Origin of the sequence: Pseudooceanicola nitratireducens (assembly GCF_900109195.1) — a bacterium.
In the GTDB taxonomy this organism is placed as follows: Bacteria; Pseudomonadota; Alphaproteobacteria; order Rhodobacterales; family Rhodobacteraceae; genus Pseudooceanicola; species Pseudooceanicola nitratireducens.
In genome coordinates, this window is the sequence record NZ_FNZG01000004.1 from 295,882 (window position 1) to 309,180 (window position 13,299).

Sequence of the window (13,299 nt, forward strand, 5' to 3'; positions counted from 1 at the left end):
CGATCGGCCACCAGGCAATCAATCAGCAAGGCGCGGCTTGTTCCGACCCGCGCCTTGCCCCATATCTTGCCCATGTTGAAGCTGACCCCGATCCTTCTGGCCATCCTTTATGGTGTCGTCGCCTGGCATTTCTCGTCCTGGCGGCTGAAGAAGGAGCTGGACGAGAAATCCACCGAACTGGCCGACCCGCGCATTGCCGCGCTGACCAAACGCATGGCCCAGGCGCTGGATCTGCCGCGCATCCGGGTGCACGTTTATGAGATCGAGCCGGTGAACGGAATGGCCGTTCCGGATGGGCGTATCTTCCTGACGCGCGGATTTCTGAACAAATACAACGCGGGCGAGGTCACGGCAGAGGAACTCGCCAGCGTCATCGCACATGAGCTGGGCCATGTGGCGCTGGATCACACGCGGCGGCGGCTGATCGACTTTTCCGGGCAGAACGCCATGCGGACGGCGCTTGGCATGGTGCTTAGCCGGATCCTTCCGGGCGTGGGCGGCTGGATCGCCGGGCTTCTGACATCGCTTCTGGCGGCGCGTCTGTCGCGGTCCGACGAATACGAGGCCGACGCCTATGCCGCCGCCCTGCTGACAAAATCCGGCATCGGGGTCGCGCCGCAGATCCGCCTGTTCGAGAAGCTGGGTGCGCTGACCGCGTCGAGCCACGGGCGCGCGCCGGCCTGGCTGCTCTCCCACCCCAAGCCCGAGGAACGGATCGCCGCGATCCGCCAGCTCTCGGACGGTTGGAACGCTTAGCCCCTGCGCTAAGTGTTTGCGGCCCACGCCTGCATCATTGCACAGCGCAGGGGCGCAGTTGCGCTTGCGCCGGGGTTGGAAGTGCTGTCCCCTGACACGATCTTTCAAGGCCGGGCTTTAACCATTGGGCGGTGAATGCCGAATTGTCCGGGCCCGACGCCCCTTATCCAGAAGACCCCTGATATGCGCTATTCCCTGCTAGACCTCGCCCCGATCCCCGAAGGCTCCTCGGCCCGCGAGGCGATCGCCAATTCCGTGTCCCTTGCACAGTTCGCCGAGGCCCAGGGCTATCACCGCCACTGGCTGGCCGAACATCACAACATGCCCGGCATCGCCTCGTCTGCGACCTCGATCCTGATCGGGCATATTGCCGGGGCGACCTCTCGTATCCGGGTCGGTTCTGGCGGGGTTATGCTGCCCAACCACGCGCCGTTGGTCATTGCGGAACAATTCGGCACCCTGGCCGAGATCCACGGCCCCCGCATCGACCTTGGTCTTGGCCGCGCGCCCGGCACCGACATGGAAACCGCCCGTGCCCTGCGCCGCCACATGAGCCAGCAGGACACCTTCCCCCGCGACGTGCTCGAACTGATGGCCTATCTCGGCCCGATCGAGGACGGCCAGCGCCTGCGCGCCATCCCCGGCGCCAATACCAATGTTCCGGTCTGGATCCTGGGATCCTCGCTTTATGGTGCCCAGCTGGCAGCGCATCTGGGGCTGCCCTATGCCTTTGCCTCGCATTTCGCACCCGAGATGCTGGAAGAGGCCGGAGAGGCCTATCGCCGCGGGTTCCAGCCCTCCGAACATCTGGAAAAGCCGCATTTCATGGTGGCGATGAACGTCTTTGCCGCCGAGACCGAGGAAGAGGCGCTGTTTCACCAGTCCTCGGCCGTGCTGGGGTTTGCGGCGCTGCGGGCGGGCAACCCCGGCCCGCTGCCCCGCCCGGTCGCGCGGTTGGAGGACCACCTGGACCCGGCCTGGATCACCGCCGCGCAAAGCCGGTTCACGGTCAGCGCGATCGGGTCGGAAGAGATGGTCAAGCGGCAGGTTGCGGGTATCCTAGATACCTACCAGCCGGACGAGGTCATGGTGAACGCGCAGATCTGGGATCATTCCGCCCGGTTGAAAAGCATCGAGATCGCGGCGCGGGTGTTGCAGGGTCTTGGGGCGGAAGGGTCGTTCTGAAATTCGCGTTTCTGTATCGGGTGCGGAGTTCTACACCTGCACCTGGGCCCGATGCAGTTCAATTCAGCCCATACGCCGATCAAACGTCCCGCCCGGCGGCAACGCCGAGCAGCGCCCGTTGCCCGGCAAGCGATTGCACGCAATCGCTGAGAGGGGCCCGCCCCCATGGGGCGGCGCTATTGCGCCACCCACGGACGGACGCTGCCCTAGTTGATGACCTTAGGCGTCGGGACCGTGTCGACGGTTTTTTCCCGATGAACCCGCCACGCACCGCCCCTAAACCAGCCCGCCCGCCTCAACCGCCTTGCCGAACCGCGGCAGCCGCGCTTTTTTCATCAGGCTGCGCAAGGTCCAGTCGTCCGACGAAAGACGCCGCGCGGTGGCCAGAACGTCGTCGGCCACGCGGCTCATCACCTCGGGCTGCGCCTCAAAAAAGCCCAGCAAAAGCGTGTCTGGATCGGCGCGGGTCAGCCCTTCCTCGGCCAGGATGTTGCGCGGGAAATCCTTGGCGTTCATCGTGACGATCCCGTCCGCATGCCCCGCAATCGCTGTGGCCAGAACGTGGATGTCTGCCGGGTCCGGCAGCCAGAGCCGATTTGTCAGCCCCTCATGCGCAGCCGCGATCCGGGCGCGCGGGAATTGCGTGCCCAGCATGGCGATCTCGCCCCGCGCCTGCGCCTCTTGCCCCGGTTCGATCCGGGCGGCGGCGCGGGCCCATTCCTCGGTGATACGCTCGGACCAGAGCGGCTGATACAGGCCCGCACGCGCGGCGGCCAGAAGCACTTCGCGCATCACCGTCGGGTAAAGGACACAGGCGTCGAGGACCAGTTTCATCGCCGCCACTCGCTTACAGCTGGAAGAACAGAGCCTTGAGGTAGCCGCTTTCGGCCAGCTGCGGGTGGATCGGGTGATCGGCCCCGGCAAAGCCGGTATGGATCAGCTTGGCGGAACGGCCGGTCTGATACAGCCCCTTGCCAATGCCGCGAATGCTGACCTGGCGGAATTTCTCAAGATCCGCGGCATGGGAACAGGAACACAGCCCCAGGTATCCGCCCGGTTTCACCAGTTCCGTCGCCATGCGGGCCACGCGTTCATAGGCGCGCAGCCCCTTTTCCAGCGCGGGTTTCGACGGCGCAAAGGCCGGCGGGTCACAGATGACCACGTCGAATTGCGCGCCTTCCTCGGCCAGGGCGGCGAGCGTGTCAAAGGCGTCGCCCTTGCGGGTGGTCAGCCTGTCGCCCAGCCCGCTTTGCGCCGCGCCCTGGATCGCCAGATCCAGCGCCGGTTGCGATCCGTCGACGCAAAGCGCGCTTTCCGCGCCGGCGGCCAGAGCCGCAAGGCCGAACCCGCCCACATGGGAAAAGACGTCCAGCACCTTGGCCCCGCGCGCCAGACCGGCGGCAAAGGCGTGGTTGGGACGCTGGTCATAGAACAGCCCGGTTTTCTGCCCGCCGGTCAGATCCGCCATATAGGTCGCGCCGTTCATCGGCACGGGCACGGCGGCCTCGGGGGCAGAGCCGCGCAGCACCTTGTCCTGATCGTCCAGCCCTTCCAGGCCGCGCGCCCGTCCGCCGGCGCTTTTCAGAACGTTGGTGACGCCGGTGACCTGCACCAGCGCGTCGGTCAGGGTTTCCAGATGCACCTCGGCCCAGGCGGCGTTTGGCTGGATCACGGCGGTGTCGCCGAAACGGTCGATGATGACACCGGGAAAGCCGTCGGCCTCGGCATGGACCAGGCGATAGAACGGCTGGTCAAAAAGCGTTTCGCGCAGCGACAAGGCGCGGGCGATGCGGGTGGTGAACCACTCGGGCGTGAGTTCGGTCACATCAGCGCTGTCGAGCACCCGGCCGACGATGCGGCTGGCGGTGTTCACGGCGACAAGGCCAAGCGGTTCGCGGCCCGCGTCTTCGAGAAGCGCAAGGGATCCCGGCGCGATCGCCTTGGACCGGCGGTCCATCACGAGTTCGTTGTCATAGACCCAGGGGTAGCCAAAGCGGATACGGCGGGGGTCCATCTTGGGTTTGAGGCGGAGAATGGGCAGATCTGTCATGCCCCCCATTAGCCTGTTCTTGGGGGGCCGGGAAGAGGTGTTGCGTGGGGGATGCAGCAGAACATAGAGCGAGGTCGTCACCGCACGTCAGAGGTCATCGCGAAGGGCCGCGGCCGTCCGCGGGTGGCTGCGAAGCGGCCGCCCAGGGGGGCGGACGGCCGCTGCCCGGCGTCAACGCCGGGCCGGTGCCCCTGTCAAAAGCCCGCAAAGGCGGGTGATTTAGGCCTTTCTTCCCACTTCCCCAGCCCCCCAAATCGCCCTACCTTCCCGACACCCCCCGCAAGCTGACGCAACGCCATTGTTACCGCTACCAATGCCTGCTATCCACGCGCCAGGAACAGGAGACGCCGATGCCACTGAACCCAACCATCGCCAAGGTCACCGACCGGATCATCGCCCGGTCCGCCGACAGCCGCCGCCAGTATCTGGACCGCATCAATGCCGCAGCCGATGCCGGACCCGTCCGCGCCCATCTGACCTGTGGCAACCAGGCGCATGCCTATGCGGGTGTGCCGGACGACCAGGAGGCGCTGGCGCAGGGCACAGGTGCAAACCTTGGGATCGTTACGTCCTACAACGACATGTTGTCGGCGCATCAGCCGTTTGAACGCTTTCCCCAGCTGATCCGCGATTCCGCCCGCGCCAAGGGCTCGACCGCACAGGTGGCTGGCGGTGTTCCGGCCATGTGCGACGGGGTCACCCAAGGCCAGCCGGGGATGGAGCTGTCGCTTTTCTCCCGCGATGTCATTGCCTTGTCCGCCGGAGTGGCACTGTCTCACAACTGTTTTGATGCAGCACTTTACCTGGGCGTATGTGACAAGATCGTGCCCGGCCTGGTGATGGCGGCGGCGACCTTTGGCCATATCCCGGCGGTCTTCCTGCCGGCGGGGCCGATGCCCTCGGGTCTGCCGAATGACGAGAAAGCACGGGTGCGCCAGCAGTTTGCCACCGGCGAAGTGGGCCGCGACAAGCTGATGGAGGCCGAGATGGCCTCCTACCACTCGCCCGGCACCTGCACCTTCTACGGCACCGCGAATTCCAACCAGATGTTGATGGAATTCATGGGCTTGCACCTTCCGGGCGCGTCCTTTGTGAACCCCAACACGCCGCTGCGCGACGCGCTGACCGTGGCCGGTGTCGAACGGGCGCTGGAAATCACCGCGCTTGGCAACGACTACCGCCCCGCCGGTCACGTGCTGGACGAAAAGGCCTTTGTGAACGGGATCGTGGGCCTGATGGCCACCGGCGGGTCGACCAACCTTGTGCTGCATATGCCCGCCATGGCGCGCGCCGCGGGCGTGCTGCTGGAGCTTGAGGATTTCGACGAGATCTCGGGCGCGGTGCCGCTGATGGCCAAGGTCTATCCGAACGGGCTGGCCGATGTGAACCATTTCCACGCCGCCGGTGGCCTGGGCTACATGATCGGAGAGCTGATCGGCGCGGGCCTTCTGCACGACGACACGCTGACCATCGGCGAAGGTGGACTTACGGCGTATGCCAAGGAGCCCAAACTGGTCGACGGGCGCGTCACCTATAGCGACGGCGCGCGCAAATCCGAGAACGACAAGATCCTGCGCCCGCCCTCGGACCCGTTCCAGAAAACCGGCGGATTGAAAAGACTTAGCGGCAATCTGGGCACCGGCATGATGAAGGTTTCCGCCGTCGCGCCCGAACGCCACGTAATCGAGGCCAAGGCCCGGATCTTCAACGACCAGGAGGCTGTTAAGACCGCCTTCCGCGCCGGGGAATTCACCGAAGATGTCGTGGTCATCGTGCGCTTCCAGGGCCCCAGGGCCAATGGCATGCCCGAGCTGCATTCCCTGACGCCGACGCTGTCGGTGCTGCAGGATCGCGGGCTGAAGGTCGCGCTTTTGACCGATGGCCGGATGTCCGGTGCCTCGGGCAAGGTGCCCGCCGCGATCCATGTCGCCCCCGAGGCGGTGGATGGCGGCCCCCTCGCCCGGTTGCAGGACGGCGACCTGATCCGCGTCGATGCAGTTGCGGGCGTGATCGAGGTGCTGACCGAAGGCGCGCTGGATCGCCCCGCCGTGACGCCCGATCTGTCGGCCAACAGCCACGGGATCGGCCGCGAATTGTTCGAACTTTTCCGTCAGAATGCCGGACCCGCCACCTCGGGCGCGGCCAATATCGTGTAAGCCCAACACCCTGTGAGGCCAATATCCTGTGAGGACCGCCCATGCCCATCACCCCTGAATCCGCCAGCGCCAACAGCGAAAAACTCTGCCGCACCGCCCCCGTGATCCCGGTTCTGGTTGTCGATGACGTGGCCCATGCCGCCCCCCTGGCGACGGCGCTGGTTGCGGGCGGGTTGCCCGTGCTCGAAGTCACGCTGCGCACGCCGGCGGCGCTTGATGTGATCTCGGCCATGGCCGGGGTCGAGGGCGGGATTGTCGGCGCGGGCACGATCCTGACCCCTGCGGATGTGGAACGCGCCCTGAAGGCCGGGGCGACCTTTGGCGTGTCGCCCGGTGCCACCGATAAGCTGCTGGATGCGGCCGAAGACATGGGCCTGCCGATGCTGCCGGGGGCCGCCACCGCATCCGAGGCGATGCGCCTGTTGGAACGCGGCTACCGGGTGCAGAAGTTTTTCCCGGCCGAAGCTGCAGGCGGGGCCAAGGCGCTGAAATCGCTGGCCTCTCCCATCCCGCAGATCCTGTTCTGTCCGACGGGCGGGGTGACGCCCGGCAATGCACGCGACTATCTTGCGCTGCCCAATACCGCCTGTGTCGGCGGGTCCTGGGTCGCGCCCAAGGACAAGGTGGAAAGCGGCGACTGGGCCGGGATCGAGGCACTGGCGCGCGAGGCCACGCTTCTGGGCTAAGGCCCATTCCGCGGCGACCTGCGCCGCGTGCCGATGCAGCAAAGCCGCGCAATGCAAGGGAAATTCCGCAGGCCGCGCGCTTTTGCTTGGCCCCATGGCCGCGCGCGCCTATACAGCGGCGAACATCATCGGAGGCCCCATGCGCAGCGCCAAGATCAGCCGCAAGACCGCAGAGACGGACATCGAAGTCATCCTGTCGCTGGACGGGACCGGCCATTACGACAACCAGACCGGGGTCGGTTTCTTCGACCACATGCTGGATCAGCTGGCGCGGCATTCGCTGATCGACATGACCATACGCTGTAAGGGCGACCTGCATATCGACGACCACCACACGGTCGAGGACGTAGGCATCGCCATCGGTCAGGCCCTGACCCAGGCACTTGGAGACAAACGTGGAATCCGCCGCTATGGGTCCTGCCTGCTGCCCATGGACGACGCGCTGGTGCGCTGTGCCCTGGACCTGTCGGGCCGTCCCTTCCTGGTGTGGAACGTCGATCTGCCGACCCAGAAGATCGGCACCTTCGACACGGAACTGGTGCGGGAATTCTTCCAGGCGCTGGCGACCCATGGCGGCATCACGCTGCACGTGGATGCGCTGCACGGTCTGAATTCGCATCACATCGCCGAGGCAGCCTTCAAGTCCGTCGCCCGCGCCCTGCGCGAGGCGGTCGAGACCGATCCCCGCAAGGGCGATGCGATCCCGTCGACCAAGGGCATGCTGTAAGCGGTTCTTTGGACAGTGGTTTGCTGAACCCCGGATCGGGGTGCGAGGCCCGGCTTCGGGATTGCCTCCGGCGGGGATATTTTCGGCAAGAGGATGGGGGCAGTTGCGCCCGGGCGCGGGTCTTGACCCGCGCGGGGAACCGGGGCAGTGCTGCGGGTAGGATTTAGGGGGCCAAGATGCTGACAGTTCTGATCGATTACGAAAGCGGCAACCTGCATTCCGCCGAAAAGGCCTTTCAACGCATGGCGCGTGAAACGGGCGGCGGAGAGGTGATCGTCTCGGACCGGGCCGAGGATGTGCTGCGCGCCGATCGAGTCGTTCTGCCGGGTGACGGAGCCTTTCCCGCCTGTGCAAAGGCGCTGAAGGGTCACGAGAACCTGTTTGAGGCGCTGCGTGAAGTGGTCGAGGAAAAAGCCCGTCCTTTCATGGGGATCTGCGTCGGCATGCAGCTGATGTGCCGGATCGGGCACGAGTATGAAGAGACCGCGGGCCTGGGCTGGATCGACGGTGAGGTGACACGGATCGAGGCCGAGGGGCTGAAGGTGCCGCATATGGGCTGGAACGATCTGGTCATCGACCGCCCGCACCCGGTGCTTGCCGGGATCGAAAGCGGCCAGCATGCCTATTTCGTGCATTCCTATCACATGGCGGTCGCGTCGCCGGATCAGCTGATCGCGCATGTGGACTATGGCCATCCGGTCACGGCCATCGTCGGACGGGACAACATGATCGGCACTCAGTTCCACCCGGAAAAGAGCCAGGCCACCGGGCTGAAGATGATCGCGAATTTTCTAGGCTGGGCCCCCTGAGCGCGGGCCGGGCGGGTGTCGCAGACTTAACGTTCCGTTTCATGGCGCGTCTGATTGCGAGACCGGCCCGTAAGGGCGGGCAAGCGGGCCCGCCCCCAAAGCGTCACGTCATTTCACCCGCGACCAGGTCTGTTTCTTGCAGATCGGCCCGACGCAGCCCGAGACCTTCAGCGTATTGCCCGACAGCGCCATCTTCGATTTGAAGACCTTGTCGGTCGAAGGCTGCCAGATCTTGCCATCCCGGTAATCGCCGCCGCCCTTGGACTGCATGTCCCAGACCAGTTTTTTGCCCAGGTTGGCGCTTTTGTATTCGCCGTCGGCGTTGAAGGTGCGGCTGATCGTACCGCAGAGCGCGCCGCCGCAGGGCGCGATGGTGACATGGGCATAGGCCCCGTCGTCAACCTGGGTTTTCCAGATGCCCTCGACCGGATCGGCATGGGCCGCGCCCGCCGACAGGATCAGAGCCAGTGACAGAATGGTCTTGCGCATTCCTTTTCCTCCCTATGTTCGCCCGAAGGCGTGATCTCAGTCTTGCCGGGGCGCCCCTGATATCGCAAGCGAAGGTTGCATGTCCCGTAGCGTCATGCATAACCGCGCCACCGGAACGAAAGGGCTGACCATGATCCTCTATCCCGCGATTGACCTGAAAGACGGCAAGGCCGTGCGCCTGTACAAGGGCGACATGGACCAGGCGACCGTCTTCAACGACGACCCCGCCGCCCAGGCGATGGAGTTCGTGAAAGCGGGCTGCGAATGGCTGCATATCGTCGATCTGAACGGGGCCTTCGCCGGTGAACCGGTCAACGCCGCCCCGGTCGAGGCGATCCTGAAGCAGACCCAGGTGCCCGCGCAGCTGGGCGGCGGCATCCGCGACATGGCCACGATCGAGACCTGGCTGTCCAAGGGCCTGGCCCGCGTCATCCTGGGCACCGTTGCGGTGGAAAACCCCGCGCTGGTCAAGGAAGCCGCCCGTGCCTTCCCCGGCAAGGTCGCCGTGGGCATCGACGCCCGCAACGGCCGCGTCGCCACCAAGGGCTGGGCCGAGGAAACCGACGTCATGGTCACCGACCTGGCGCGCAGCTTCGAAGACGCCGGCGTGGCAGCGATCATCTATACCGACATTAACCGCGATGGCGCGATGCAGGGTCCGAACGTGCAGTCCACGGCGGATCTGGCCAATGCGGTGTCGATCCCGGTGATCGCCTCGGGCGGCGTGTCTTCGCTGGACGACCTGCGGGCGCTGAAGGCCTGCGGCGCACCGCTGAACGGCGCGATCTCGGGTCGGGCGCTTTATGACGGTGCCATCGACCTTGGGCAGGCGCTCTCGGTTCTCAAGAATGACTAATCTTCTTGTCCCGCTGATCCTGTCCCTGGCCGTGACGGGGGCGGGATTTTACTGCCGCTACAAGGGCGCGCGCTACCTGCTGATCGGCATGGGCGCGCTGACCGCCGTGGGGCTGATCATGGTGATCGCGCTCCAGGCCCTGGCGCTTGGCCTTGGCTGTACCGGCACCTCCCTGCGTGCCATGTCCTGCCCCGAGGGCGGGCTGACCGGCGCCGTGACCGCGCTTGGTGGCTTTGCCTCTTTGCTGACGCTGCCGGGGCTTGTTGCGGGCCCCGTGGCCGTGCCTCTGGCGGCGCTGGCCGAATACTGGACCCGCCGCAACCGCGCCTGAAGCCCGGTTGCGCGCCCGCCCCCTCCGGGTCAGACTGATGCCATGCGTCGTACCCTTGTGATCCTGCAGGTAATCCTTCTCCTGCTCTGCTCTCTGCCTGTCGTTGGTGTCGTCTGGTCGTCCTGGTTTGCCGAACGGCACGGCTGCACCCTGAACGAGGCCGGGGTGCACCCCTGCGTGGTCAATGGCCACGACTGGGGGCCGGAGCTGGGGGCGGCCTTCCTCTCGGGCTGGCTGGGGCTGATCACCCTGCCCCTTGGCGCGCTTCTGCTGGTTACCCTCGCGCTGACGCTGGCTCTGCCTCCGCTGATCCGCCGGTTGCGCCGCCTGCGCTGATCCCGCCCCCCGAGGGCGCATTTGATTGCGCTGCCCCCGATCCGGCCCTAGAAGCACTGTCATGTTGAAGACTCGGATCATCCCCTGCCTCGACGTGGCCGACGGCCGCGTGGTCAAAGGCGTGAATTTCGTTGGCCTGCGCGATGCGGGCGATCCCGTGGACGCCGCCCGGGCCTATGATGCCGCCGGCGCGGACGAGCTTTGCTTTCTCGACATCCACGCCACCCATGAAAACCGTGGCACCATGTTCGACGTGGTCACACGCACGGCGGAACAATGTTACATCCCGCTGACCGTGGGCGGCGGCGTGCGCACCGTTCAGGACGTGCGCAACCTGCTGCTGGCCGGGGCCGACAAGGTGTCGTTCAACTCCGCCGCCGTGGCCAATCCGGACGTGGTGGCCGAGGCCGCGGATCACTTCGGGTCGCAATGCATCGTGGTGGCGATCGACGCCAAGACCGTCAGCCCCGGCAAATGGGAGATCTTCACCCATGGCGGGCGCAAGGCCACCGGCATCGACGCGGTCGAATTCGCTCGTACCGTTGCTGCCAAGGGGGCCGGGGAAATCCTTCTGACCTCAATGGACCGCGACGGCACCCGCGCGGGCTTCAACCTGCCCCTGACCCGCGCGATCTCGGACGCAGTCGAGGTGCCGGTGATCGCCTCGGGTGGCGTCGGTAACCTGGATCACCTGGTCGAGGGCGTGACCAAGGGCGGGGCTTCGGCCGTGCTTGCCGCCTCGATCTTCCACTTCGGCGACTACACCATCCGCGAGGCCAAGGATCACATGGCCGCCGCCGGCATCCCGATGAGGCTGGAATGAGCATTCTGGACGAACTCTACGCCACGATCGAAGCCCGCAAGGGCGCCGATCCCGACAGCTCCTGGACGGCCAAGCTGCTCTCCAAGGGCCCCGAGAAATGCGCCGAGAAATTCGGCGAAGAGGCCGTCGAGGCCATCATCGAGGCCGTCAGGAACGACCCCCAAAAACTGAAATCCGAGGCGGCGGACGTGCTCTACCATCTGCTGGTCATGCTGGCCGCCCGCGATGTGCCCCTTGCGGACGTTCTCGCCGAACTCTCCCGCCGCCAGGGCACCTCGGGCCTCACCGAAAAGGCCTCGCGCGGGCAATAAGCACCGCCCCGATCCCCATCATCTTGCTTTAAATACTCAAAAATCCCCGATCTGCCGCCAGATCGGATCGTCCGTCATGGGCTATAGGCACCGGCCAAAGTCATGACCCAATGTCACAGCTTTGACGAAATCACCCCGGTATTGAACCCGCCCATGCGCAATTCGCCAAACAGGCGCTGGTATTCGATCTTGGGGCAGCGGTTCATGATCACGTCGACGCCGCGCGCACGGGCCGTGGCGGCGGCCTCAGGGTTCACCACGCCGATCTGCATCCAGATGGTACGCAGGTCTGGAAAAGTCGCCAGCGCCTCGTCCACGATCGGCGGCACGTGGTCCGAGCGGCGGAAGATGTCCACCATGTCCACCGGCTCCTTGATCTCGGACAGGCTGGCGCGGATGGTCTGGCCGAACAGCTTTTCACCGGCATGCCCGGGATTGACCGGAATCACCGTGAATCCCTTCAGGCCCAGGTAGCGCGCCACGTAGTAGCTGGGCCGCACCGGGTTCATCGACACCCCGACCACGGCGATCACGCGGGTGCGCTGCAGCACCTCTTTCAGATGGGCGTCCGTATAGGTTTCTTCCGTCATGGCGATTGCCTGTCCCTGAGCCGTCGCCCCCATAGTGGCAGAGCGGCGAGGCCTGCAAAAGGCGAATAGCGACCGGATTGGGATGGCCCCAAAAAAAGCGCCCGGGCAGATGCCGGGCGCAGTACGGAACGAGGGACAGTGAAAGGAAATGCCAGGGTTCCGGTCTGGCATTCCACGACTCCAGATAGGATGTCACACCCAGAGTAGGGAGAGGATGTAATACGATTGTGAACAGAAGATTAACGCCCCCGCGGTCAGAGGCGTTACCCACAGGTTTATTTTACGGGGCCCTATTGCGGGCGTACCCTGCGGGGCTGACAGACCTTTGCAGGGCCCTCTCAGCCCCTGTTCACCCCCGCGCCCGCGCCGCGTAAAGCGCGACGGCGGCAGCGTTCGACACGTTCAGCGACCCGAAGCTGCCGGCAAAGTCGATCCGCACCAGGTGATCGCAGGTGTCCTTGGTCTTGGGTCGCAGCCCCGGCCCCTCGGCCCCAAGCACCAGCGCGATCGGGCGGTCCAGCTTGCCCTCCACCGCCTCTTCCAGCGTGATCTCGGCCTCACCGTCGAGGCCCAGCACGATGTAGCCCATGGCCCGCAGCTCTTCCATGGTGTCGGCCAGGTTGCGCACCCGCAGATAGGGCTGGCGCTCCAGCGCGCCGCTGGCGGTCTTGGCAAGGGCGCCGGTCTCGGGCGCGGCGTGGTGGCGCATGCCAATGACGGCCACGGCCCCGAAGACCTCGGCCGAGCGGAGAATCGCCCCCACGTTGTGCGGATCGGTCACCCTGTCCAGCAAGACGACGCGCGGAGGGTTTTGCCCGTCGCCCAGGCAGCGGTCGGCGACCTGCCCCCAGTCCAGCGGCTTGACCTCAAGCGCGGCCCCCTGGTGCACCGACTGCGGATCTATCGGCGCGGTAAACTTGCGCGGATCGGCCATTTCAGGCTCGATCCCGGCCTCGGCGATGGCATCGGCCAGCTTGTCGCCCGCGTTCTTGGTCACAATCAGGCGCAGTTTCTCGCGCGCGGGGTTCATCAGCGCGTCCCGGACCGCATGCAGACCAAAAAGCCAGACGGTTTCATCCGCCGCGGCCTTCTTGCTGCGTTCCTTCTCGACGACCCACTTGGGCTTTTTCATCTTGGCCTCCGCCACTGCGCATTCCGGGTTTGGTGCGCCTGCCCTAGCACCCCCGCCCGAAC

16 protein-coding genes are annotated in these 13,299 nt (G+C 65.7%); 11 read left to right on the top strand and 5 right to left on the bottom strand.

Translation table 11 applies throughout. From position 1 onward, the window contains the following. Nucleotides 1-72: 72 nt before the first annotated feature. Nucleotides 73-756 (top strand): M48 family metalloprotease, encoded by a 684-nt coding sequence (locus tag BMX99_RS16090; protein WP_093454406.1) that lies wholly within the window; start codon nt 73-75, stop codon nt 754-756. 183 nt (nt 757-939) lie between these two features. Further along, nucleotides 940-1,941: an LLM class flavin-dependent oxidoreductase gene (locus BMX99_RS16095; protein ID WP_093454169.1), complete on the top strand. Its 1,002-nt coding sequence runs from the start codon at nt 940-942 to the stop codon at nt 1,939-1,941. A gap of 276 nt (nt 1,942-2,217) precedes the next feature. Here the strand turns inward: BMX99_RS16095 and BMX99_RS16100 are convergent, their stop codons facing one another. Continuing rightward, entirely contained in the window at nt 2,218-2,775 is a 558-nt protein-coding gene (locus BMX99_RS16100) for an RSP_2648 family PIN domain-containing protein (protein ID WP_093454172.1), read from the bottom strand. A gap of 13 nt (nt 2,776-2,788) precedes the next feature. Next, the gene (locus BMX99_RS16105; RefSeq protein WP_093454409.1) at nt 2,789-3,991 is read right to left on the bottom strand and encodes an RSP_2647 family RNA methyltransferase; all 1,203 of its coding nucleotides are present in this window, start codon (nt 3,989-3,991) and stop codon (nt 2,789-2,791) included. A gap of 350 nt (nt 3,992-4,341) precedes the next feature. Between BMX99_RS16105 and edd the strand changes: the two genes are divergently transcribed. The 4 genes from edd (at nt 4,342) to hisH (ending at nt 8,369) form a co-directional block, all read left to right on the top strand. After that, nucleotides 4,342-6,147, top strand: a complete 1,806-nt coding sequence (edd, locus tag BMX99_RS16110; protein ID WP_093454175.1) for a phosphogluconate dehydratase — start codon at nt 4,342-4,344, stop codon at nt 6,145-6,147. 41 nt (nt 6,148-6,188) lie between these two features. Then, complete coding sequence (gene eda / locus BMX99_RS16115) at nt 6,189-6,833, top strand: bifunctional 4-hydroxy-2-oxoglutarate aldolase/2-dehydro-3-deoxy-phosphogluconate aldolase (RefSeq protein ID WP_170848770.1); 645 nt, start codon at nt 6,189-6,191, stop codon at nt 6,831-6,833. 139 nt (nt 6,834-6,972) lie between these two features. Continuing rightward, nucleotides 6,973-7,560: an imidazoleglycerol-phosphate dehydratase HisB gene (gene hisB / locus BMX99_RS16120; RefSeq protein WP_093454415.1), complete on the top strand. Its 588-nt coding sequence runs from the start codon at nt 6,973-6,975 to the stop codon at nt 7,558-7,560. A 176-nt stretch (nt 7,561-7,736) separates the two neighbouring features. Next, a complete protein-coding gene (hisH, locus tag BMX99_RS16125) occupies nt 7,737-8,369 on the top strand; it encodes an imidazole glycerol phosphate synthase subunit HisH (RefSeq protein ID WP_093454178.1) in 633 nt (210 codons plus the stop codon). Between the two features lie 108 nt (nt 8,370-8,477). Here the strand turns inward: hisH and BMX99_RS16130 are convergent, their stop codons facing one another. Continuing rightward, nucleotides 8,478-8,858, bottom strand: coding sequence for a DUF2147 domain-containing protein (locus BMX99_RS16130; protein ID WP_093454181.1), 381 nt, complete (start codon nt 8,856-8,858; stop codon nt 8,478-8,480). A gap of 130 nt (nt 8,859-8,988) precedes the next feature. Here BMX99_RS16130 and hisA point away from each other — a divergent pair, with 130 nt between their 5' ends. From hisA to BMX99_RS16155, 5 genes are all read left to right on the top strand, one after another. After that, nucleotides 8,989-9,714, top strand: a complete 726-nt coding sequence (hisA, locus tag BMX99_RS16135; RefSeq protein WP_093454184.1) for a 1-(5-phosphoribosyl)-5-[(5-phosphoribosylamino)methylideneamino]imidazole-4-carboxamide isomerase — start codon at nt 8,989-8,991, stop codon at nt 9,712-9,714. Then, nucleotides 9,707-10,045 (top strand): hypothetical protein, encoded by a 339-nt coding sequence (locus BMX99_RS16140; RefSeq protein WP_093454187.1) that lies wholly within the window; start codon nt 9,707-9,709, stop codon nt 10,043-10,045. The genes hisA and BMX99_RS16140 overlap by 8 nt, the downstream gene beginning before the upstream one ends. Nucleotides 10,046-10,087: 42 nt before the next feature. Continuing rightward, nucleotides 10,088-10,381 (top strand): hypothetical protein, encoded by a 294-nt coding sequence (locus BMX99_RS16145; RefSeq protein ID WP_093454190.1) that lies wholly within the window; start codon nt 10,088-10,090, stop codon nt 10,379-10,381. A gap of 61 nt (nt 10,382-10,442) precedes the next feature. Next, nucleotides 10,443-11,204, top strand: coding sequence for an imidazole glycerol phosphate synthase subunit HisF (gene hisF, locus BMX99_RS16150; protein ID WP_093454193.1), 762 nt, complete (start codon nt 10,443-10,445; stop codon nt 11,202-11,204). Then, nucleotides 11,201-11,515 (top strand): phosphoribosyl-ATP diphosphatase, encoded by a 315-nt coding sequence (locus BMX99_RS16155; protein ID WP_093454195.1) that lies wholly within the window; start codon nt 11,201-11,203, stop codon nt 11,513-11,515. The genes hisF and BMX99_RS16155 overlap by 4 nt, the downstream gene beginning before the upstream one ends. A gap of 113 nt (nt 11,516-11,628) precedes the next feature. On the opposite strand, the gene BMX99_RS16160 is transcribed toward BMX99_RS16155, so the two are convergent. After that, nucleotides 11,629-12,105 carry a CoA-binding protein gene (locus BMX99_RS16160; RefSeq protein WP_093454198.1) on the bottom strand — a complete coding sequence of 159 codons (477 nt, stop codon included), beginning with the start codon at nt 12,103-12,105 and terminating at the stop codon, nt 11,629-11,631. Between the two features lie 349 nt (nt 12,106-12,454). Continuing rightward, complete coding sequence (gene rlmB, locus BMX99_RS16165; RefSeq protein ID WP_093454418.1) at nt 12,455-13,237, bottom strand: 23S rRNA (guanosine(2251)-2'-O)-methyltransferase RlmB; 783 nt, start codon at nt 13,235-13,237, stop codon at nt 12,455-12,457. Nucleotides 13,238-13,299: the final 62 nt, after the last annotated feature.